Source organism: Micromonospora sp. WMMD882 (assembly GCF_027497255.1).
Classification (GTDB): domain Bacteria; phylum Actinomycetota; class Actinomycetes; order Mycobacteriales; family Micromonosporaceae; genus Micromonospora.
This window is the reverse complement of the sequence record NZ_CP114903.1, coordinates 1,920,954-1,942,079: the sequence shown is the minus strand read 5'-3', so window position 1 is coordinate 1,942,079 and position 21,126 is coordinate 1,920,954. Positions and strand designations below refer to the sequence as shown.

The following is a 21,126-nucleotide window of genomic DNA, read 5'->3' as shown; positions in this document are numbered from 1 at the left end:
CCGCCCCGCCCGCCGGGGCCGGCAGGCCGTCCCGTGGCGCGGGAAGTCGACTGAGGCGGGGCTCCCGACCCCGGCGGTGGGGGGGGGTGAACCGCCGGGAGTCGGAAGCCCCGGAACCGTCCGGGCGTCCCCCAAGGGGGGAATGGGGGACACCTCAATCGGGACGGCCGTCAGTGGTGGACGGTCAACGGGTCTCCGTGGAGCCCGGTGTCGAGGAGCTGCCGCGTCGGCCGGGCGGCGCCCAGGCTCTTGGCCCGGTACATCGCCGCGTCGGCGCGACACAACGCGTCGGAGAGCTGCGCCGGACCGCGTACCGGAGCCAGCCCGACCGAGGCGGTCACCCGCAGGCTCACCGCGCCGTGCTGGATGGGGACGGCGAGCGCGTCGCTGAGCCGCCGGGCGGCGTGCTCCATCCAGCGGTGGTCCACGGTGGGGCTGGCGAGCAGCCCGGCGAACTCGTCGCCGCCCAGCCGGGCGACCAGGTTGTCACCGGCGAACGCGGCGAACCGTTCGGCGACGCTGATCAGGACCTGGTCGCCGGCGGCGTGCCCGTATCGGTCGTTGACCTGCTTGAAGTCGTCGAGGTCGAGGACGACGGCGATCAGCGGCTGGCCGGTGGCGTCGGTCAGCAGGGTCGCGGCGAGGCGGTAGAAGGCGCGCCGGTTGGGCAGCCCGGTCAGCGGATCGTGGCTGGCGGCGTGCCGCTCGGCGGTCAACTCCGCCTGGAGCAGCTCGATCCGGGCCTCGGCGCGGGCCGCGCGCTGGCGGAACTGGAAACCGGCGGCGACGGCTCCGGCGGCGCAGATGCCGGACACGATGGTGAACGGATCCGGCACCGACGTCCCCCCGTCATCGCGTCCGCGGGTGCGCCACATAGCGGCCCGGCACCCCTGCGCCGGACCCTGTTTCCCCTGGTCGCACCCAGGTTTGGGTCACTCAAAGTGAACGGATGGGTACCGTCCACTTGCGTTATCATGCTCGCTGTCCAATGCAGATGCAATAGCAGATGCACGTGCATCTGCCGATTGGTTGGTTTTTCTCGCACCCGTCGTCGCCGCTCCGCTCCGTACGGTAGCGGGTGGCTCCGAACGAAAGTCTCCTCATGCAGCAGCCACCGAACGGCGTTTCCAGCACCGACCTGCCTCCGCTGAACTGGCAGAAGAGCCGTCGGAGCAATCCCAGCGGCAACTGCGTCGAGCTGGCCGAGTTGCCCAACGGCGCCGGTGTCGCCATGCGCAACTCGCGCCACCCCGACGGGCCGGCGCTGATCTACACGGTCGACGAGATCACCGCGTTCCTGCTCGGCGCCCGGGACGGGGACTTCGACCACCTGATCGACTGAGGCCGTCCGCCAGCGCCGCCCGCGGGCCCGTCCGGCTGACTACGCCTGACTCTGGGTTCATGGCATGCTTACACGTCAGCCGGGCGGGGGTGCCCGGCTGGGGAGCGCAGGCAAGCGGAGGGCGCCACGTGACGACGGTTCCAGCCGAGGGGGGTCCGGCGACCGGGCCGACGGTGCTACGCATGCTGCTCGGCGCCCAGTTGCGACGGCTGAGGGAGAGCAGCGGGGTGACCCGCGAGGGCGCCGGGTGGGAGATCCGCGCCTCCGAGTCGAAGATCAGCCGGATGGAGCTGGGTCGGGTCGGCTTCAAGGAGCGTGACGTCGCCGACCTGCTCACCCTCTACGGGGTCACCGAGCCGATCGAGCGGGAGGCCCTGCTGAAGCTCGCCCGCGACGCGAACAACCCCGGCTGGTGGCACCGCTACGGCGACGTGCTGCCGGCCTGGTTCCAGTCGTACCTCGGCCTGGAGGCCGCCGCGGCGCTGATCCGCAGCTACGAGGTCCAGTTCGTCCCCGGCCTGTTGCAGACCCGTGACTACGCCCGGGCGGTGGTCATGCTCGGCCACGGCGCGGCCGGCGCGGCGGAGATCGACCGCCGGGTCGGCCTGCGGATGGAACGCCAGCAGGTCCTGCGCCGGCCGGAGGCCCCACTGCTGTGGGCGGTGGTGGACGAGGCCGCGCTGCGCCGCCCCATCGGCGGGCAGGAGGTCATGCGCGGTCAGGTGAGCGCGCTCATCGAGGCGACCAAGGTGCCGAACGTCCGCCTCCAGGTCGTCCCGTTCGACGCCGGCGGGCACGCCGCGGCCGGCGGGGCGTTCAGCATCCTGCGCTTCGGTGACCAGGACCTCCCCGACATCGTCTACATCGAGCAGTTGACCAGCGCGATCTACCTGGACAAGCGGGACGACGTGGACCACTACGCCGCCGCGATGGAACGGCTCTGCGTCGAGGCCGAGCCGCCGGAGCGGACGCCCGACATCCTCGCCCGCATCCTCGACGATCTGCACCGCTCCTGACCCGGCGGGTAGGGTCGGCGGATGGAGCGTGCGATGCCGGCGGAGACCCGACCCCCGGGCGTCGTGCCCGCCGAACCGGCCACCGTGCTGCTGCCCGGCCACGACGTGCCGCTCGGCCGCTACACCACCGTGCGCCGGCTGCTGCCGCAACGCACGCGGCGGATGGTCGGGGCGTGGTGTTTCGTCGACCACTTCGGCCCCGACGACGTCGGTGACCGGACGCGGCCCGGCATGCAGGTGCCACCCCACCCGCACACCGGCCTCCAGACGGTCACCTGGCTGCTCGACGGCGAGATCCTGCACCGCGACAGCCTCGGCAACGTCCAGCACATCCGTCCCGGCCAGCTCAACGTGATGACCTCCGGGCACGGGATCGCCCACTCGGAGAAGTCCCCGGCGACCCGCCCGCCGGTGATGCACGGCGTACAGCTCTGGGTCGCCCTGCCCGACCCGGCCCGTTCCGGTCCCGCCGACTTCCGGCACCACGCCGAGCTGCCCCGCTGGCGTGAGCGCGACCTGACCGTCACCCTCCTCGTCGGTGAGCTGTCCGGCGTCCGTTCCCCGGCGGTCGCGCACACCCCGCTGCTCGGCGCGCAGCTCGAGCCGGAGAGCGCCGGGCCGGTCCGGCTGCCGCTGCGCCGCGACTTCGAGTACGGCGTGCTGGTCATGTCCGGCGCCGCCGAGGTGGACGGCGTCCACCTGACGCCCGGCGCGCTGCTCTACGTCGCCCCGGGGCGGACGAGCCTGACCGTCGGGCAGGGGGCGGGCGCCCGACTGCTGCTGCTCGGCGGCGCGCCGTTCGAGGAGCCGCTGGTGATGTGGTGGAACTTCGTCGGACGCTCGCACGAGGAGCTCGTGGCCGCCACCGAGGACTGGGCCGCCGGCCGGCGCTTCGGGGTGGTGGCCGACGACCCGGATCCGCCGCTGCCGGCGCCGGCGCTGCCCACCGTCCGGCTCAAGGCCCGCGACCGGCACGGCCAGGTGTTCGGCTGAGCCGCGCGCCCCGGCCGGAGCAGCCGGCTGAGCTGAGCGCCCCGGCCGGAGCGCCCGGCTGGGCCGCGCGGGCGGGTAGGAGTGACCGGCGACGGCGCGGGTAGTCGCGGGCATGGCGACGACGGTGACCTCGCGGACCGGGGACCGGAAGCGACTGGCCCGCCGGCTGGCCGGGAGCGGCCGGGGCTTCGCCGAGGCGTACGGCTTCCGGGTGACCAACAACCCGAGCAGCCTGTTCCAGGTGCTGGTCATGGCGGTGCTGCTGGCCCGGCCGGGTGACTTCCGGCGGGCCCTGGCCGCCACCGGCGCGCTGGCCGACGCCGGGTGGGACAGCGCGGCCCGGCTGTCCCGGTCCGAGCCCGGGCGGCGGGCCGGGGTACTGCGCGCGGCCGGGTTCCGGCGGGAACCGGACGTCCTCGCCGACCGGCTCGGCGAGCTGGCCGTGGCCGTGCTGCGCGACTACCGGGGTGACCTGCGCCGGCTACGGGCCGTCGCCCACCACGACCCGACCCGGGAGCGGGAGTTGATGGCCGGGTTGCCCGGCGTGGACCGCGCCGTGGTGGAACTGTTCCTCCGGGAGGTCCAGGCGCTGTGGCAGGAGGTCGGGCCGGTCGCCGACCGGCGGGCGCTCACCGCCGCCCGGCGGCTCGGACTGGGAGGCTCCGCCGGCGACCTGGCCGGACTCGTCGGCAGCGGTGAGTCCGAGCGGCTGGCCTGGCTGGTCGGCGCGCTCGCCCGGGTGGACCTGGAGGGCTGGTACGCCGAGCTGGAGCGGTGACCACGCCACCCGAGCCGGAGCGGTGACCACGCCACCGCCGCGGGGGCCGGCCGCGGCCTGGACGGGTTTTCCCGGATCGTCGCCGGGTACCCGCCGGGTCCGTCCGCAGCCGAAGGGAAACGCCGGGATGAACTACGACACCTTCGTCGACCAGGTGGCCCGGCGCACCGGGGCGTCCGCCACCCGGGCCGTCACGTTGAGCCACGCCACCCTGGAGACGCTGTCCGAGCGGTTGACCGGCGGAGAGGCGCTGGATCTCGCCGCCCAACTACCGAAGCCGTTGCAGTCGCTGCTGCGCAAGACCCCGAGCACCGAGTACGCCGAACGCTTCGGCGCGGCCGAGTTCGTGGCCCGGGTCGGCCGCCGCGCCGACCTGGACCTGGTCGGGGCCCGCGACGGCATCCGCGCGGTGTTCACCACCCTGCGCGAGGCGGTCACCGGCGGCGAGTTCGACGAGCTCGCCAGCCAGTTCCCCCGCGACTACCGGGACCTGGTGGAGCCGGCGATGGCGCCCGGCGTCACCCTCCGCCGGGCCTGAGGCGGTGACCCGGGGGCACGCGTGGGCCGGGATCAGGGGGGTGGCCCGGGGGCACGCGGTGGGCCGGGGTCAGGCGGTGGCGGCGCTCGCCCGCAGGGCGCGGATCCGCTCGGGCGGGTAGCCGAGCTCCGCGAGGACCTCGTCGGTGTGCTCGCCGGGGTGCGGCGGCGGGCGACGCAGCGCCGTCGGGGTGCCGGAGAACCGGGGCGCCGGCGCCGGCTGGGTCGCGCCCGCGTGGCTCACGAAGACCTCCCGGGCGGCCAGGTGCGGATGCGTGGGCGCCTCCGCCCAGTCCAGCACCGGGGCCAGGCAGGCGTCCGAGTCGCCGACCAGGGCCGTCCACTCGTCCCTGGTCCGGGTGCGGAACAGCCGGGCCCAGGCCCGCCGCAACGCCGGCCAGTTCGCCGGGTCGTCACGGTCCAACGCCTCGTCCGGGGGGAGCGGGAATCCGGTACGCCGGACCAGCTCGGCGTAGAACCGCTCCTCGAGCGCGCCGACCGCCACGTACCGTCCGTCGGCGCACGCGTACGTGTCGTAGAAGGGCGCGCCGCCGTCGAGCAGGTTCACCCCGCGCGGGTCCTGCCACATCCCCATCCGCCGCAGCGCGTGGATCTGCGTGCTCAACACGGCCACGCCGTCCACGACCGCCGCGTCGACCACCTGCCCCCGCGCGCCGCCCCGGACGGCGTACAACGCGGAGACGATGCCCAGGGCCAGCAGCATCCCACCGCCGCCGAAGTCACCGAGCAGGTTGAGCGGCGGCACCGGGCCCGCCCCGGCCCGCCCGATGCCGTGCAGCGCGCCGGTCAGCGCCAGGTAGTCGATGTCGTGTCCGGCGTACGGGGCGTTCGGCCCGTCCTGCCCCCACCCGGTCATCCGGCCGTAGACCAGCCGGGGGTTCGCCGCGAGGCACTCGGCGGGACCGACGCCCAACCGTTCGGTCACCCCCGGCCGGAAGCCCTCGACGAGGACGTCGGCGCTGCCGACCAGCGTGCGCGCCACGTCCCGCCCGTCGGCGCTCTTCAGGTCCACCGCGATCGACCGGCGGCCCCGGTTGAGCAGGTCCGGGTGGGGCGCGCCGAACGCCTCCGGGCGCACGTCGGCGGCGCGGTCCACCCGGACGACGTCCGCGCCCAGGTCGGCGAGCATCATCGCGGCGAACGGGCCGGGCCCGATGCCGGCCAGCTCCACCACCCGCACCCCGGCCAGCGGGCCGACGCCCGGGCGGGCGCCGGAGGGCGCGTCTCCCTCTGCCATCAGCCGGCTCCCTCTGCCCTCACCCGGCACACCATAGGACACCCGACGCTTTTCCGGGACCGGAGGAAAGTTCGGGTCGTCCGAGCGGATCTGTGGCCTTCTCCGCATCGAAGTCGTACCCTCACCGCAGTCGTCCGGCGAAAGGAAACGTTCGATGTCACGCCGTACCGGTAGGCCCTCGTTCGCCCAGCCCCGGCCGCAGCCGGGCAACCGCCGGGCGGTGCTGCTCACCGCGGTGCTGGTGCTGGTGGCGGCGCTGCTCGGGGGCCTCGTCGGCTGGGCGGTCGGCCGGCCGGACGCCACCGAGCGGGCGGTGGCGGAGCTGCGGGCGGAGGAGACCCGGCGGGACGGCGAGCAGATCCGTACCCTGACCGAGCAGGCCCGGACCACCGGTGGGCAGCTCGGTCCGCTCCTGGCCGAGCTGGACGCGGCGCTGGAGGCCGGGCAGCCGGCGCCGGCCGAGCGGGTCTCCGCCTGGCAGCGCACTGTCGCCGAGGCGCAGCAGCGGCACGCGGACAACCCTTCCGGCAGCACCGGCACCAACGTCGCACGCGGCGGCTTCCGGACGGCTGTCGACGGCGCCGCGGTCGCCGTCGACACCTACGCGGCGGCCAGCGCCCTCCCCGCCGACCGGCGCGGCGTCCTGTACGCCCTGGTGGAGCGGCAGCACAAGACGGTCACCGTCACCTGGTCGATGGCCGCCGCGCAGCTCGACCAGCTCAACATCGACGCCGGGCTCGGGCATCAGCACGTGCACCTCGACGGGGGCGCCGACGGCGGATTCGCCCCCGACCACGAGCAGGAGGGGCACGTGGACTGACCAGCGGGGACGGGCCCGTGGATCTTCTCCGGCCCCGATGTGGCGGGTTCCCGCAGGCTGGCCTAACCTTGCCTCAGCGAGGGGAGTACTTCCCACGAACCATTCCGGTCAGTACGGCCGCCAGGGGCGGACCTCGGGTGGTTGCCCACGAACGGTGGGTGAAGGAGACCTCGAACATGGTTGGGTGTTCGAGGAGGCTCCATGAGCGATATGTCGTACCTTTCCGCTGCCGGTCTGTCCTCGGTCGGCTCGCCCACCCTGTGGGCGGTCACCATCGCCGGCGTGCTCGCCCTGCTGGTGCTCGACTTCCTGGTCACCCGTCGCCCGCACGAGGTGTCGATGAAGGAGGCGCTCGGCTGGTCGGCGTTCTACGTCGCCCTCCCGCTCGCCTTCGGCGCCTGGGTCTGGGCCCGGTTCGGCTCTCAGCAGGGCGTCGAGTACCTCACCGGTTACCTGGTCGAGAAGTCCCTCTCGGTGGACAACCTCTTCGTCTTCATGCTGCTGCTGGCCGCGTTCGCGGTGCCGACGGTGCTGGCCCAGCGGGTGCTGCTGTTCGGCATCACCGGGGCGTTGGTGCTGCGGGCGGTTTTCATCGCCCTCGGCGCGGCGGCCCTGCAGACCCTCGACTTCGCCTTCCTGCTGTTCGCGATCATCCTGATCCTCACCGCGGTCAAGCTGCTCCGCGACGCGCTCTCCGGCCACGAGCAGGAGGTGGACATCTCGAAGATGCGCTCGGTGCGGCTGCTGCGGAAGATCATGCCGGTCACCAACGAGTACCACGGCACCCGCATGGTCATCCGGGAGCACGGCCGGCGGACCCTCACCCCGCTGGCGCTGGTCGTGGTCGCCGTACTCGCCACCGACGTGGTCTTCGCCGTCGACTCGGTGCCCGCCGTCTACGGCATCACCGAGGACCCGTACCTCGTCTTCGCCACCAACGCGTTCGCGCTGCTGGGCCTGCGCGCCCTCTACTTCGTGCTGCACGCCGCGCTCAGCCGGCTCGTGCACCTCAGCTACGGCCTGGCGTTCATCCTGGCCTTCATCGGCGTGAAGCTCGGCCTGCACTGGGCGCACGGCATCTGGACGGGCGTGCCGGAGATCCCGACGCTCGTCTCGCTCGGCGTGATCATCGGGGTGCTGCTGGTGGTGACCCTGACCAGCCTGCGGGCCACCCGCCGGACCGGGCCGGGCGAACGCGAAGTGGTCACCGACCGGACCTGACGACGTCGGGCGGGGGCGGGTTCCGACGGTACGGAGCGTTTCCACCCCCCACTCGGTCACCCTCCGTCGTCTCCGCGTTGACCAAGGGCCGCCGCCCTGCTCCCTTTGCTCTGCACCCGCCGGCGCGCCACGGCACGCCGGGCGGCCGGCGCGCGTCTGGGCGCAGAGCAAAGGGAACGGGAGGGTGTGCGTGGGTCGCGCTCACCAGCCGCAGCGTCGGCGGTCGAGGTCGGCAGCTCGCAGCGGCGGTCGGGGCGGGCGGTCGGCGGAGGTCAACCGAGGAGCAGGAGCGTGCCGACGGTGGCGGCCACGCCGGTGACCGCCAGCGCCGCCCCCGTCACCGCCAACCGCCCCCACGGGACGCGTACCCCGGCGGAGCGGCACCGCTCGTACCAGATCAGGGTGGCCAGGGACGCCCACGGGGTGACCAACGGACCGACGTTGACGCCGATCAGCAGGGCGAGGAGCTGGTCGTGGTGACCGGCGGGGATCACCGCCTCCGCGACCAGGTACGCCGGCAGGTTGTTGACCGTGTTCGCGGAGACCAGACCGACCGTGGCCGCCCGCAGCACGCCCTCCGTGCCCGGGTCGGCGCCGACCAACGTCCCGGTCAACGCGTCCAGCCCCCACCAGCCGGCGGTGCGCACCACCAGGAAGAGCCCGGTGACGAAGACCAGCAGCCGCCACGGCACCAACCCCGGGCGTAACGCGGCCCGGTCCCGGACGGCGAACCCGACCACCAGCACCCCGGCGGCCACGCCGGAGGCCAGCCCGACCGGCGCCCCGGCGAGGACGCCCACCACGAAGAGCAGGCAGCCGCTGAGCGCGATCCGGTAGCGGACCAGGTCCGGCGGCCGGCGTGGCGTGGGCACCGCGAACCGGCCGTCCGCCGGCCGGGCCGGCCGCCAGTACCACCACCAGAGCGCCGCGCCGGTGACGACGACCGCGACGAGCTGCGGTCCGGCCATCCGTGCGACGTACGGCAGCGGGTCCAGCCCGATCCGGTCGATCGCCAGGATGGTGGTCAGGTTCGACACGGGAAGCAGCAGGCTCGCCGTGTTCGCCAGCCAGACCGTGGTCACCGCCAGCGGCAGCGGGCTCACCGCCACCGTCCGGGCCAGGGCGATCAGGACCGGGGTGAGCAGCACCGCCGTGGTGTCCAGGTTAAACGTGACCGTGGTGACCGTGGCGAACAGCACGCAGAGCAGGAACAGCGTCGGGTAACTGCCCCGGGCGGCGCGGGCGGCCCGGGCGGCGAGGACGTCGAAGACCCCGGCCAGCGCGGCCAGCTCGGCCAGCGCCACGATGGTGCCCAGGAAGAGCAGCAGCGGGACGATCCGGCCCAGGGTGGCCTCGGCCTCGGCCCGGGGGAGCAGTCCGGTCAGCACGCAGACCGCCCCGGTCAGGGCCAGCCCGACCGCGATCCGGTCCAGCGCCGCCAGCCGGCCCCACCACGACCGCGGCCCGCGGGCGGGCGGCGGATCCGGGTACGGGGTCACCGCCCTCGGCCGTGACCCTGCCGCCGGCCCTTGAGACGCCGGCCCAGCTCCCGGGCGATCTCGCGGTCGGCGTCGCGTTCGGCGAGCGCCTGTCGCTTGTCGTACGACTTGCGGCCGCGGGCCAGCGCCAGCTCGACCTTGGCCCAGCCGTTGTCGAAGTACATCGACAGCGGCACCAGCGTGATCCCGCCGTCGCGCAGCTTCTCCAGGATGCGGGCGATCTCCACCCGGCGCAGCAGCAGTTTGCGGGTGCGCCGGGGCGCGTGGTTGGTCCAGGTGCTGAAGCCGTACTCGGCGATGTGCAGCCCGTGGAGCATGATCTCGCCGTCGCGTTCCTGGGCGAACGCGTCGACCAGCGACACCCGCCCGGCCCGCAGCGACTTGACCTCGGTGCCGACCAGCACGATGCCCGCCTCGTACGTCTTGAGGATCGTGTAGTCGTGCCGGGCCTTCCGGTTGGACGCGACCAGTGCGCGCCCTGTCTCCCTGGCCGTGGCCGCCTCCCGGGTCTACCAGCCGTCCGGGGTCGACCCTACCGCTCGTGCCGTGCCCACCGGTCTACCGGCCCCGGCGGCGCAGCCGGGCGGCCAGCCGGGCGGCGGTGACCGGCGCCACCGCCACCACGAGCTGCCCGGTCCGGGCGTCCCGCCCGGTGGTCACCCCGTAGAGGCGGGCGCCGTGCCGCCGGATCCGGGGGCGGGCCGCGGGCAGCGCCGGGGCGCGCAGCGGGGCCGTGCCCGACCCGACCGGCCCGTCCACCACGGTCCGCAGCGGATGCCGCTGCCCCGAGGCGGCGCTGGCGGCGAGCAGGTCGTCCACCCGGAACCGGACCCGTACCAGGCTGCCCCGTTCGTCGGTGGTGATGTCCAGGGTGGCGCCCTCGACCTCGCCGGCGCGCAGGCGCACCGGACCACCGACGGTCCGGCCCAGCGTCGGGTGCGGGCTGCGGGCGGTGATCGTCAGACTGCGGGCGCCCTGCCAGGTGACGGTGACCGCGTCGAGGCGGGCCAGCCAGTCGGCGCGGTCCCCGGTGACGTCGGTCCAGGCCGGTCGGCCGGACACCGGGTAACCGGCGTACCAGCGGTCCCCGGCCAGCACGGTCGGCGGCACCCCCCGTTCGGCGTCCTGGCCGATCACCGCCAGCAGATCGTCCAGCCCCGCGCCGACGGCGGCCAGCCGCAACCGGGTCTCGATGCCGAGCTGGTCGCGCAGGTCCTCGGTGAGGTGCCGCTCGACCAGTCGCCGCACCACCGCGTACACCTCCTCCTGAACGGGCCGGTCCAGCCGGAGGAAGTCGTCGGCGACCAGGTGGGCCACCTCCAGGCCGAAGTGCCGGCGCAGCACCGCCTCCCGCTGCTTGCCGGCGGGGATCAGCTCGGCGACCCGGTCCACCAGCAGCTCCACGCAGCGCAGCCGCTGCTCGACCCGGCTTCGGTAGGTGATGTTGCGGGCGTCCAGCCGGCGGACCGCGTGGTAGTAGTCGTAGTCGGCGAGCACCGATATCCGGCGGGCCCGGTAACACGCCTCCAGGGTGAACGGCTGGTCGCTGAGGACCGGCATGTCCTCGTGGAAGCGCAGCCGGTGCCGTTCGACCAGCTCCCGCCGGAACAGTTTGATGTTCGCCAGCGCCCAGGGCAGCGCGGAGTCGAACAGGTCCACGTCGGCGCGGGTCTCGGCGAAGATCTCCTGGAACATGTGCCGGCTGTTGACGCCCACCGCCCGGCCGAGCACCACGTCCGAGCCCCACCGGTCGGCCGCGTCGACCAGCCGCTCCAGGGCCTGCGCGCCGAGCAGGTCGTCGGAGCCGACGAAGAACACGTACCGGCCGGTCGCCAGGTCCAGGCCACGGTTGCAGGGCGTCGCCGGTCCGCCCGAGTTGGCCTGGTGGACCACCCGCAGCGTGTCCGGGTGCCGGGCGGCGAGCTGGTCCAGCAGTCGGCCGCCGCCGTCGGTGGAGCCGTCGTCGACCGCGACGATCTCCATCCGCCGGTGGCCGATGCTCTGGCCGAGCAGCGACGCCAGACAGGCCCGCAGGTACGGCATGGTGTTGTAGACCGGGACGACGACGCTGACGTCGGGTGCCTGCACGGTCGCGCTCCTTCTGACGCCGAGGCGGTCGTTGGCCGGGGCGGTGAGGGGCGGACGCTGTTCGGTCCTGCGTCGAGGATGCCCCGCCAGGCGTTCCGGTTCAAGCTTCTCGCAGCTCAAAGCCGTCGCGCGGGTCGCTCCTCGGCGACGGAGGCGCCGAGCGGCGTCGACCCCGGGCCGCACCTGGGGGCGACGATGGCCGGTACGGTTGACCGGCGCGCGACGTGCCGATGACCGCTGGACGACCATCCGGTGACGCCCCGGCCGGCGCGCCTTCCGTCCGGCCGCACGCCTCGGTGTCTGACCGGCCACGTTTGCCCGTCCAGGTAGCGGGAAGGGCAGCGGGCATGACCACACCTCGTGTGCTGATCGTGGGCGCCGGTTTCGCCGGGTACCACGCGGCGAAGAACCTGGCCCGACTGGCCCGTGGCCGGGCCGAGATCGTGCTGCTGAACTCGACCGACTACTTCCTCTACCTGCCGCTGCTGCCCGAGGTGGCGGCCGGGGTGGTGGAGCCGAAACGGGTCTCCGTGCCGCTCACCGGCACCCTCGACGGCGTACGGGTGGTGATCGGCGAAGCCGACCGGGTGGACCTGCAGAACCGCTGGGTCGGCTTCACCCAGGCGGAGGGGGACCGCGGCCGGCTGGCGTACGACCGGCTGGTCCTCGCCGTGGGCAGCGTCAACAAGCTGCTGCCCATCCCCGGCGTCACCGAGTACGCCCACGGCTTCCGTGGCCTGCCCGAGGCGCTCTACCTGCACGACCACGTGATCCGGCAGATCGAACGGGCCGAACAGGCCACCGACCCGGCCGAGCAGCAGGCCCGGTCGACGTTCGTCGTGGTGGGCGCCGGCTACACCGGCACCGAGGTGGCCGCGCACGGCCAGTTGTTCACCGACGAGCTGGCCGCCCAGCGCCCCCGGCTGACCGTCCGACCCCGGTGGCTGCTGCTCGACGTCGCCCCCCGGGTGCTGCCCGAGCTGGACCGGCGGATGTCCGAGACGGCCCAACGGGTGCTCGACCGGCGGGGCGTCGACGTCCGGATGGGCACCTCGGTCGCCGAGGCCACCGCCGACGGGGTGACGCTCACCGACGGCGACCACGTGCCCACCTGCACGCTGGTCTGGTGCGTCGGGGTACGCCCCGACCCGTTCGTGGCCGAGCTGGGGCTGCGCACCGAGAAGGGCCGGCTGGTCGTCGACGAGTACCTGACCGTCCCCGGGTTCCCCGAGGTGTACGCCTGCGGCGACGCCGCCGCCGTGCCCGACCTGACCCGACCCGGAGGCATCTGCGCGATGACCGCCCAGCACGCCCAACGCCAGGGCAAGCTGGTGGCGCACAACATCGCCGCGTCGTACGGGCAGGGTCGGCGCAAGCCGTACCGGCACCACGACCTGGGTTGGGTGGTCGACCTCGGCGGCCGGGACGCGGCGGCGAACCCGTTGAAGGTCTCGCTGGCCGGGCTGCCCGCCAAGGTGGTGACCCGGGGCTACCACCTGCTCGCCATGCCCGGCAACCGGGCCCGGGTGAGCGCGGACTGGCTGCTCGACGCGGCGCTGCCCCGCCCGGCCGTGCAGCTCGGCCTGGTGCCCGCCAACGCGGTGCCGCTGGAGAGCGCCTCCCCGGAGATCCCGACCCGGCACTCCTCCACGGTGTGATCAGGGGCCCTTCCGGCGTCGTGGGCGGCTGCCCGGCGCGCCCACCCGGCCACGGGGGAGGAAACGTCCAGGTGGCGGCGCGGCAGGGTGGGAGGACGCGCGGGGTCGTCGCCGGGGCCTCAGCCGACGCCCAGGTCGGCGTCGGTGGTGGGGGCGGCGCCGCCGGTGAAGCCGACCAGGGTGGGGCCGTGCAGCACCACGCCGGGCAGCGGATCCCGGGCCACCCGGGCGGCGAGCGGGCGGACCGGCAGCCGGTCGGGTCGGCGCGCGGCGGCCAGCACCAGGTTGCCGTACCGCCGGCCGCCGAGCATCCGCCGGTCGGCGACCAGGCAGACGTCGGCGAAGACCACGCCCAGGGTGGCCGTCTGCGCCCGGGAGAAGACCAACGGTGGCAGGTCGGTCAGGTTGACCAGGTAGAGCCCGTCCGGGGCGAGGACGCGGGCCACCGCCGCGGCGAACTCGACGCTGCGTACGTGCGTCGGCATCCGCGCGCCGGAGTAGACGTCGGCGAGCACCACGTCGTACCCGCCGGCCGGCGGGCCGGTCAGCGCCGCCCGCGCGTCGGCCACCTCCAGCCGGATCCCCGGCGGTGGGGGCAGCTCCCGCGTCACCAGGTCCAGCAGGGCGGCGTCGCGTTCCACCACGTGCTGCGGCGACCCGGGCCGGGTGGCGGCCAGGTAGCGGGGCAGGGTCAGCGCGCCGCCGCCGAGGTGCAGCGCCCGCAGCGGCGCGCCGGGCGGCGCGGCCAGGTCGAGCAGCGCCGCCATCCGCCGGACGTACTCGAACCGTAGGTGGGTCGGGTCGGCGACGTCCACGTAGGACTGCTCGACGCCGGCCGCGAGCAGGGTGCGCCCGGTCCGGCGGGCCGGGTCGACCACCAGCGTCGGGCCGTCGGCCGTCCTGTCCATGCCCGGCACGGTAGCCCACCGCCGCCGCGCCCTGACCGCCGCCACCGCTGCCGCCCGGCCGCCGCCGCCCGACCGCCACCGCCGCCCGGCCGCGACGGGCGTCCGACCCGGACGGGCGGCGTCGTCGGGTCAGCCCGCGCCGCCGCCGGCCCCCGGCGGCGCGAGCAGATCCCGCAGATCCTCCGGTACGCGCAACCGCGCCACCAGGTCGCCGTCCCACCCGGCCAACGCGGCGAGGGTGGCCTCCGCCTGGTAGCGGGCCTGTTCCGGGGTACGGCCACTGATCCGGGCGACCTCGGCGAGGAAACCGGGCAGGTCCCGGCGGCGGGCGATCCCGTCCACCGGGGTCACGTCGTGCAGCGACATCGGGACGGCGCGCAGCAGCCGCTGCCGGTCGGCCTCGTCCAACGCGCGGGCCAGGACCAGCACGGTCGCCTCCGCGCCGACCTTGGCTTCGCGGAAGTCCACCCCGGCCCGGCGGGCGACGGCGTCGACCAGCTCCCGGTACCCGCTGCCGGTGGTCCCCGGGGGCGTGCCGCCCGGACGCGGTCCGGGCCGCTGGACGGTGGGCCGGCCGGCCGGCGGGGGAGCGGGTCCGCCCCGGGCGCTGTCCGGCTTGTGCACCCCGGCGGGCGGCGGTCCGGCCCGTCTGCCCCGGTCCAGGTGGGTGAGCTGCTTGCTCGCGCCGAGGGTGGCCCCGTCGCCGCTGGGCTGCCGACCGCGTTCGCGGGACTGGCGGGCCAGGGCACGCCGCCGCTGGTTGTCGCCCTCCATCTGCTTTCTCATCCGTCGACCTCCCCTGCTCCGTGGTGCTCGCGCCCGCCGGCTTCCCGGCCCGCACCGTGCCGAAACCGGTGGCGGGCCGGCGTCGGGGCTTCATGCCGCCGGGGTGAGGGGCGCTCACCCTGCCGGGGCGCATGATCGGCAGCGGACCGGCACGTCTTCCGAGGCATGCGTAAGGGAAGGTCGTCATGAAGCGGATCGTCGAGATCGTGCCCGCCCGGCCGGGCTGGTACGCCCGCTGGCAACTCGCGCCGGACGACACCTGCTGTTACCCGGTGACCGTCTGGGCGCTGGTCGAGGAGGCCGACGGCGTCGGCCGTGAGGTGATCGGGGTCGACTGCGTGGGGCAGTGGCCCGGGTCGGACGACACGGCCGCCGGCACGGAGTTCGTCCGGTACCTCTTCCACGCCCCGGAGACCGGGCAACCGGACGACGTGGCGCCCGACTCGGAGCTGGCGTCGGGGGCGTCCGGTCCGTCGCCGGACGCCGCGCCCCGGCGCGCGGCGTCCCGGCAACCGCTAGCCACCCCGTGAGCCGGACCCGGCCGGCCGCCCGGCTGACCGTTGGCGCCGTACCCGCGGCACCGCCGCCGGTCGTGATCCCGGGCGGCCGACGGGGCGGGCCGAACGGCCGGGGTGTCAGCCGACCTCGCGGGCCTCGTCGTCGGCGGGACGGTCGACGGTGCGGGCGGTGGTCAGCAGCTCGGCCAGCCCGGTGCGCGCCAGCAACTGCTGGACCCGGTCGTTGATGCCGACGAGTCGGACGGAACGGACGCCGCTACGGTGGATGACCAGGAACGCGCTCAGCCCCGAGGAGTCACAGAGGGTGACGCCGGCGAGGTCGACCGTGAGGTCGTCGTACCCCTCGGCCAGGGCCCGGCCGGCCGCCCGGACGAGGTCCGGCGCGGTGTCGAAGTCGATCTCGCCCGTCAGCCGCAGCCGGGCGTGCCGGGCCGAGACCCGGTTCACCTCGATGGTCAACAACTGACGTGGCATGTGCTCCATGTTCCCAGCCGGCGCCCTGCCGGAAACGCGCGGGCTAGGCGGTGGCGGCGGGCCGGTCGTGGCGTTCGTCCCGCGGCGGGCGGGAGAGCAGGCCGTTGACCCCGGTGATGTCGAGGATGGTGTCCAGGAAACGGGGGGTGTCGCGGAGCCGGATCAGGGTGCCGCTCTGGTGGCCCTCGCGCCAGGCGTGCACGATGACCGCCAGGCCGGTGCTGTCGATGAAGAGCAGGCCCCCGAAGTCCAGCACGATGGCCGGCGGTCGGGTGGCGAGCAGCCGGTCGAGCGCGGCGCGCAGCGGCGCGGCGGTGGTGAAGTCGAGGTCGCCCCGCACGGTGACCAGGGGTGTCAGAGCGTCGGATTCATCGATCGACAAGGTCAGGGGTGTCGATTCTGGCTTCCTCCGCTGGGGCACCACCATCACGCCTCTCCGCAGGGCTGCCGATCGGGCAGTTTCCCGGAATCGTAACAACTCTGGGGCCCTTCCGCCCGGTACGCCGAATCGGCCCGGGTGGCGTCGCCGGCATACCGGCGTAGGCTGGGGCGAGGAGATTGGATCACATACGCCGCGTCACGCGGACCGAGGGTGCGAGAAGGAGTGGGGCTTAGCTGGTGACTGCTGCCGACGTCAGGGAATGGGACCCGGGCGACGGACGGATCTCCACGCCGAATGCCACCCGGCCTCCGGCGTGGTCCGCCGACGCCCCGCCCCGCCCTGCGCAGCCCCTGCCGCCCCTGGCTCCGGACCGCGCCCCGATCGGGCCCGACTGGTCCGAGGTCGTCGAGCACTTCCGGGAGGGCTTCGTCGTCTGCGACGCCGACGGCGTGGTGCGGCACCTGAGCCCCGTCGCCGAGCGGCTGCTCCCCGAGGTCACCCTGGGCGAGCTGCTGGCCGCCTCCGGCGTGGCCGGCCTCGGCACGTCGCCCGACCCGGTCGATCTCGGTCACCACGGCCGCCGGCTGCGGGTCCGCCGGGTGCCGCTGTCCCGGCGCCGGTGCTGCTGGTACGTCGAGGACGTCACCGAGAGCGTCAGCCGGGCGGACGCCCTGCTCGCCGAGCGGGCCCGCTCGGCGTTCCTGGCCGCCACCGGCGAGAAGCTGGGCAACCCGCTGCACCCGGACCGGGCGGCCACGGCCACCGTCCGGTTGGCGGTGCCCACGCTGGGCGACGTGGCCGTGCTGGTGGTCGCCCCGCGCGTCGGCCGGGTCCGCTGGTGGCGGGCGGTCCGGGTGGACGACGACATGCCCTCGGTCGACAGCGGCGTGCTCGGCGTCCCCGACCTGCCGCCCGCGATCGAGGAGGGGCTGGCCGGGACCGAGCCGCACGCGGTGGACTGGCTGGTCGACCAGGCCGCCGAGGCGGGCTGGCTGCCCGGGTTGGCCCTGCCCGACGTCTGCGCCCGGCTCGTGCCGTTGCCCGGTCGGGGCACGCCCGCCGGGGTGCTGTTCGTGGCCCGCCGGGCGACCCGCCCGTACGACGAGGCCGACGTGGGGCTGCTCCACGCGTTCGCCTCCCGGGCCGGCGCGGCGCTCACCTCCGCCGGGCTCTACCGCGACCAGGCCGAGGTCGCCGACACCCTCCAGGCCAGTCTGCTGCCGGTCGAGCCGACCGAGGTGGCCGGGTTGCAGTGGGGCACCGCCTACCGCCCGGCCCAGGCGGGGCTGCGCATCGGCGGCGACTTCTACGGCTCGCACCCGCTGCCCGACGGCGGCTCCCTGTTCTACCTCGGCGACGTCTCCGGCAAGGGCGTCGAGGCGGCGGTGTTCACCGGTCAGCTCCGCCAGTGCCTCCAGGCGCTGCACCGGGTCGAGTACCGACCGGCCCGGCTGTTGCGACTGCTCAACGACGCGCTGCTGGAGACCACGCTGGCCAACGGCCAGGGCCGCTTCGCGACGATGGTGCTCGGCGTGGTCCGGCCCCAGCGCGACGGCAGCCTTTCGCTCACCATGGCCGGTGGTGGCCACCTGCCGCCGCTGGTGCTGCGGGCCTCCGGCGAGGTGGAGCCGGTGGCGCTCAGCGGCATGCTGATCGGCGTGGTGCCGGATCCTCGCGTCGGCGAGGTGACGGTACGGCTCGCCCCGGGCGAGACCTGCCTGCTCTACAGCGACGGGGTCACCGAGGCCCGGGGCGGCCGGCGCGGCGACGAGCTGTTCGGGGTGGACCGGCTGGTCCACGCGATCGGCGGCTGCCACCGGATGCCCGCGCCGGCCCTGGCCGAGCGGATCGAGCAGGTGACCGGCGACTGGCTGGCGCACGGCGACCACGACGACATCGCGGTGCTGGCGCTGCGCGCGGTCGGCGCGGTCGCCCGGGGCCCCCGGCACCTGCACGCGGTTCCCGAGCTGGCCCCCGCCACCGCGGCTCCGCAGCCGTCCGGCGCGGGCCACCGGGACCCGAGGACGCCGCGATCGTGACCAACGTCGCGCCGACCGCCGACCTGACCGAGGTCTTCCCGACGTACCTGTCGCACCTCGAGGAGGCCGACGAGTACGCGGCGGTCGACGTGGTGACCGCTCTGCTGGACCGGGGCGTGCCGGCCGAGCCGATCCTGCTCGACCTGGTCGCGCCGGCCCAGGCCGAGGTGGGCGAGCTGTGGGCGCGCAACGAGTGGAGCGTGGCGCAGGAGCACGCCGCCACGCACATCAGCGACCGGGTGGTGGCCGCCGTGTCGGCGTACGTCAACCCGCGGCCGACGCGCGGGCGGATCGTGGTGGCCTGCATGGACGGGGAGTGGCACGCGTTGCCGGCCCGTCTGGTGGCCGAGGTGCTGCGGTTGCGCGGCTGGCAGGTTACCTTCCTGGGGGCCAGCGTGCCCGCCGCGCACCTGGTCTCGTACCTGCAACGGCACGACGCGCACGCGGTCGCGCTGGCGTGCGCGCTGCCGATGCGGCTGCCGCACGCGCACCGCATGATCGAGGCGTGCCGGCGTTCCGACGTGCCGGTGCTGGTCGGTGGCCGGGGGTTCGGCCTCGACGGCCGCTGGGCCGGGCGACTGGGCGTGGCCTGGGCGCCCGACGCGCCGTCCGCGGCGGAGCTGGTCGCCGACGAGCGGACGCTGCGCCGGGTGCCGGCCGCCGATCTGGCGCACCTGGCCGACGACGAGTACGCCGGCCTGCTCCGGCGGCGCGCCGAGCTGATCGACTCGGCGTTGGTCGACCTGCGGGGCCGCTTCCCCGGGGTGGCCGACTACACCCCCGCCCAGCTCGATTCGACCGTCGCCGATCTCGGCTACCTCCTGGACTTCCTCGCCGCCGCCGTCTACGTCGACGACGCCGCGCTGTTCACCGAGTTCGTCGAGTGGCTGGCGACGATCCTGGCCAGTCGGGGCGTGCCGGTCGCGTCGGTGGCGCACACGCTGGAGCACTTCGCGCGGGCGCTGCGGGACTTCCCCCGCGCCGGCAGGTTCCTCGCCGCGGGTCGACCGGCGGTGACCGTACGCCGGTAGTCGAAGCCGGGCCGGGCGGCGACCGTCCACCGGTCGAAGTCGGGTCAGGTGGCGGATTCCGGTCGAGCCCTGCTTATACTTGCTCTACTGCAAATATCCTCCCTCCTGGGCGGGCCGAGAGGAAAACCTTGACGTTCACCGTCACGCACGCGGAGCGGGACGACGGTGTGGTCTGCCTGCGGCTCTCGGGCGAGCTGGATCTGAGCTCCGCGCCCGAGCTGACCGCGGCGGTCGACCGGCTCGTCACCGCCGGACGGTCCCGTCTGCTGGTCGACCTGACCGAGCTGACGTTCTGCGACTCGACCGGCATCGCCGCCTTCGTCCGGGGCGACAACGCCGCCGCCGCCGTGGGCGGCTGGTTGCGTCTCACCGGCGCGTCCGGGCGGGTCGACCGGGTGCTGCGGCTCACCGGCCTGGCCGAGGTGCTGCGCCACGACCCCGAAGTCGACCCGGCGGCGCAGCCCTGTCGGTGATCGGTTAGATTTTCCCGCCGGCACTCGACCGTGCGGTCCCGGTAACACATCAGGAAGAGGCAGGTAACCATGGGCGCAGCCACGTCGGGCCCGGTACGGATCCTGGTGGTGGACGACGATCCCGGTGACGTCCTCATGATCGAGGAGGCGCTGGAGGACTCGGACGTCGACAAGGTCATCGACGTGGTCAACGACGGCCAGGAGGCGATGGAGTTCCTCCGGCGGGAGGGTCGGCACACCGACGCCAAGCGTCCGGACGTCATCCTGCTCGACCTCAACATGCCCCGGATGGACGGACGGCAGGTGCTCGGCGAGGTCAAGAGCGACGAGGACCTGCGGACCATCCCGATCGTCGTGCTCACCACGTCGAACGCGGACACCGACATCGTCGGCAGCTACACCCTTCAGGCCAACGCGTACGTGACGAAGCCGATCGACCTGGACGACTTCAACGACGTGGTGCGCCGCATCGACGAGTTCTTCGGCCGGGTCGTGGTCCTGCCCAAGCGCGTCTGACCGCGTCACGCTCAGCCGAGCGCGTCGACGATCGCCGTGGCCCGGTGCTCGTGCTTGGCGTACGCGTGCGGGTACGCGGACTTCTGCACCGACTGGGCGGCGGCGGTCACGCTCAGCCGCTGCCAACCGGACACCTCACGCAGCGCCAGGTAGAACGCCCGGGAGGCGTACGCCGGCTGCATCAGCTCCCGTACGCTGCCCCAGCCGCTGCTCGGGCGCTGCTGGAACAGCCCGACGGAGTCGTGGTCGTCGCCGCTGCCCTGGTGCGGGTAACGGGACGACTCGGGGAGCCGGTCGCTGGCGAGGTTGCGCAGATCGCTCTCCTGCAGCGCGGTGGCGACGGCGACCACCAGGGCCCGGCGCGGCATCCGGAGCCGGACGCCGACGTCCACGATCGTCTTCGCGTTGTCCATCTGTGCCTGGCTCAGCCCGGCGACCGGCGTCGGCCGGGCCGGCTCCGTCGGGCGGGCGGGGGAGAGCGTGGCGAGTGGGCTGGCGGTGCCGCCGGGCGTCACGGCGGCCGACCCGCCGCGCTGGAACGACCGGGACGCCCGCTGGTCGGCCTCGGCGGCGCTGGCCGCCCGGTCGGCCAGGGCGCCGGGTGGCGGCTTCCCGTCGCCGAGGCCGCCCCGGGCGCCGGCGAAGAGGCCGACGCCGAGGCAGCAGGCCACTCCGGTGGCGACCGCGACCCGTACCGGGGGGTGGGACAGGCGGGACCGGCGCGGCGGCCGGCGGTCCTCGGCGCGATGCCGCCCCACTTTCCGTACGGGCGATGGCATGTCGTCCGAA

At 74.6% G+C, this 21,126-nt stretch carries 21 protein-coding genes and 2 pseudogenes; 13 read left to right on the top strand and 10 right to left on the bottom strand.

What is annotated here, in order from left to right; genetic code table 11:
- Positions 1 to 170 precede the first annotated feature (170 nt).
- Complete coding sequence (locus O7606_RS07510) at positions 171 to 836, bottom strand: GGDEF domain-containing protein (RefSeq protein WP_281598344.1); 666 nt, start codon at positions 834 to 836, stop codon at positions 171 to 173.
- 266 nt (positions 837 to 1,102) lie between these two features.
- On the opposite strand from O7606_RS07510, the gene O7606_RS07505 reads away from it, so the two are divergent.
- The 5 genes from O7606_RS07505 (at position 1,103) to O7606_RS07485 (ending at position 4,667) form a co-directional block, all read left to right on the top strand.
- Positions 1,103 to 1,342 (top strand): DUF397 domain-containing protein, encoded by a 240-nt coding sequence (locus O7606_RS07505; protein WP_281598343.1) that lies wholly within the window; start codon positions 1,103 to 1,105, stop codon positions 1,340 to 1,342.
- Between the two features lie 128 nt (positions 1,343 to 1,470).
- Complete coding sequence (locus tag O7606_RS07500; protein WP_281598342.1) at positions 1,471 to 2,358, top strand: helix-turn-helix transcriptional regulator; 888 nt, start codon at positions 1,471 to 1,473, stop codon at positions 2,356 to 2,358.
- Positions 2,359 to 2,379: 21 nt separating this feature from the next.
- Entirely contained in the window at positions 2,380 to 3,351 is a 972-nt protein-coding gene (locus tag O7606_RS07495; RefSeq protein WP_281598341.1) for a pirin family protein, read from the top strand.
- Between the two features lie 112 nt (positions 3,352 to 3,463).
- Entirely contained in the window at positions 3,464 to 4,129 is a 666-nt protein-coding gene (locus tag O7606_RS07490) for a hypothetical protein (RefSeq protein WP_281598340.1), read from the top strand.
- A 127-nt stretch (positions 4,130 to 4,256) separates the two neighbouring features.
- Complete coding sequence (locus tag O7606_RS07485; protein ID WP_281598339.1) at positions 4,257 to 4,667, top strand: DUF2267 domain-containing protein; 411 nt, start codon at positions 4,257 to 4,259, stop codon at positions 4,665 to 4,667.
- Between the two features lie 69 nt (positions 4,668 to 4,736).
- Here O7606_RS07485 and O7606_RS07480 read toward each other — a convergent pair whose 3' ends face one another.
- Positions 4,737 to 5,924, bottom strand: coding sequence for a CaiB/BaiF CoA-transferase family protein (locus O7606_RS07480; protein ID WP_281598338.1), 1,188 nt, complete (start codon positions 5,922 to 5,924; stop codon positions 4,737 to 4,739).
- Positions 5,925 to 6,078: 154 nt separating this feature from the next.
- Here O7606_RS07480 and O7606_RS07475 point away from each other — a divergent pair, with 154 nt between their 5' ends.
- Both O7606_RS07475 and O7606_RS07470 read left to right on the top strand, forming a co-directional pair.
- A complete protein-coding gene (locus O7606_RS07475) occupies positions 6,079 to 6,744 on the top strand; it encodes a hypothetical protein (RefSeq protein WP_281598337.1) in 666 nt (221 codons plus the stop codon).
- 201 nt (positions 6,745 to 6,945) lie between these two features.
- Positions 6,946 to 7,965 (top strand): TerC family protein, encoded by a 1,020-nt coding sequence (locus tag O7606_RS07470; protein WP_281598336.1) that lies wholly within the window; start codon positions 6,946 to 6,948, stop codon positions 7,963 to 7,965.
- A gap of 272 nt (positions 7,966 to 8,237) precedes the next feature.
- Here O7606_RS07470 and O7606_RS07465 read toward each other — a convergent pair whose 3' ends face one another.
- From O7606_RS07465 to O7606_RS07455, 3 genes and pseudogenes are all read right to left on the bottom strand, one after another.
- On the bottom strand, positions 8,238 to 9,464 hold the full coding sequence (locus tag O7606_RS07465) for an SLC13 family permease (protein WP_281598335.1): 1,227 nt from the start codon (positions 9,462 to 9,464) through the stop codon (positions 8,238 to 8,240).
- Positions 9,461 to 9,955 (bottom strand): annotated as a pseudogene (smpB, locus tag O7606_RS07460) (SsrA-binding protein SmpB); the annotation flags it as partial. The gene O7606_RS07465 and the pseudogene smpB, both read right to left, overlap by 4 nt.
- A 67-nt stretch (positions 9,956 to 10,022) precedes the next feature.
- Entirely contained in the window at positions 10,023 to 11,552 is a 1,530-nt protein-coding gene (locus tag O7606_RS07455; RefSeq protein ID WP_281598334.1) for a glycosyltransferase, read from the bottom strand.
- A 347-nt stretch (positions 11,553 to 11,899) separates the two neighbouring features.
- On the opposite strand from O7606_RS07455, the gene O7606_RS07450 reads away from it, so the two are divergent.
- On the top strand, positions 11,900 to 13,210 hold the full coding sequence (locus O7606_RS07450; protein WP_281598333.1) for an NAD(P)/FAD-dependent oxidoreductase: 1,311 nt from the start codon (positions 11,900 to 11,902) through the stop codon (positions 13,208 to 13,210).
- A gap of 119 nt (positions 13,211 to 13,329) precedes the next feature.
- Here O7606_RS07450 and O7606_RS07445 read toward each other — a convergent pair whose 3' ends face one another.
- Positions 13,330 to 14,118 carry a fused MFS/spermidine synthase gene (locus tag O7606_RS07445; RefSeq protein WP_281598332.1) on the bottom strand — a complete coding sequence of 263 codons (789 nt, stop codon included), beginning with the start codon at positions 14,116 to 14,118 and terminating at the stop codon, positions 13,330 to 13,332.
- A 138-nt stretch (positions 14,119 to 14,256) separates the two neighbouring features.
- Positions 14,257 to 14,904, bottom strand: a pseudogene (locus tag O7606_RS07440) (DUF2267 domain-containing protein); the annotation flags it as partial.
- Between the two features lie 185 nt (positions 14,905 to 15,089).
- On the opposite strand from O7606_RS07440, the gene O7606_RS07435 reads away from it, so the two are divergent.
- On the top strand, positions 15,090 to 15,434 hold the full coding sequence (locus tag O7606_RS07435; protein ID WP_281598331.1) for a hypothetical protein: 345 nt from the start codon (positions 15,090 to 15,092) through the stop codon (positions 15,432 to 15,434).
- A gap of 105 nt (positions 15,435 to 15,539) precedes the next feature.
- Here O7606_RS07435 and O7606_RS07430 read toward each other — a convergent pair whose 3' ends face one another.
- A complete protein-coding gene (locus tag O7606_RS07430; RefSeq protein ID WP_281598330.1) occupies positions 15,540 to 15,896 on the bottom strand; it encodes an STAS domain-containing protein in 357 nt (118 codons plus the stop codon).
- Positions 15,897 to 15,939: 43 nt separating this feature from the next.
- Positions 15,940 to 16,278: an STAS domain-containing protein gene (locus tag O7606_RS07425; RefSeq protein ID WP_281598329.1), complete on the bottom strand. Its 339-nt coding sequence runs from the start codon at positions 16,276 to 16,278 to the stop codon at positions 15,940 to 15,942.
- A 236-nt stretch (positions 16,279 to 16,514) separates the two neighbouring features.
- On the opposite strand from O7606_RS07425, the gene O7606_RS07420 reads away from it, so the two are divergent.
- From O7606_RS07420 to O7606_RS07405, 4 genes are all read left to right on the top strand, one after another.
- A complete protein-coding gene (locus O7606_RS07420; RefSeq protein WP_281598328.1) occupies positions 16,515 to 18,317 on the top strand; it encodes a SpoIIE family protein phosphatase in 1,803 nt (600 codons plus the stop codon).
- Positions 18,314 to 19,348, top strand: coding sequence for a cobalamin-dependent protein (locus tag O7606_RS07415; protein ID WP_281598327.1), 1,035 nt, complete (start codon positions 18,314 to 18,316; stop codon positions 19,346 to 19,348). Before O7606_RS07420 ends, O7606_RS07415 begins: the two co-directional genes overlap by 4 nt.
- Positions 19,349 to 19,476: 128 nt before the next feature.
- Positions 19,477 to 19,821, top strand: a complete 345-nt coding sequence (locus O7606_RS07410; protein ID WP_281598326.1) for an STAS domain-containing protein — start codon at positions 19,477 to 19,479, stop codon at positions 19,819 to 19,821.
- Between the two features lie 69 nt (positions 19,822 to 19,890).
- Complete coding sequence (locus O7606_RS07405; protein ID WP_281598325.1) at positions 19,891 to 20,337, top strand: response regulator; 447 nt, start codon at positions 19,891 to 19,893, stop codon at positions 20,335 to 20,337.
- Positions 20,338 to 20,348: 11 nt separating this feature from the next.
- Here O7606_RS07405 and O7606_RS07400 read toward each other — a convergent pair whose 3' ends face one another.
- Positions 20,349 to 21,116, bottom strand: a complete 768-nt coding sequence (locus tag O7606_RS07400) for a hypothetical protein (protein WP_348651156.1) — start codon at positions 21,114 to 21,116, stop codon at positions 20,349 to 20,351.
- Between the last annotated feature and the right edge of the window lie 10 nt (positions 21,117 to 21,126).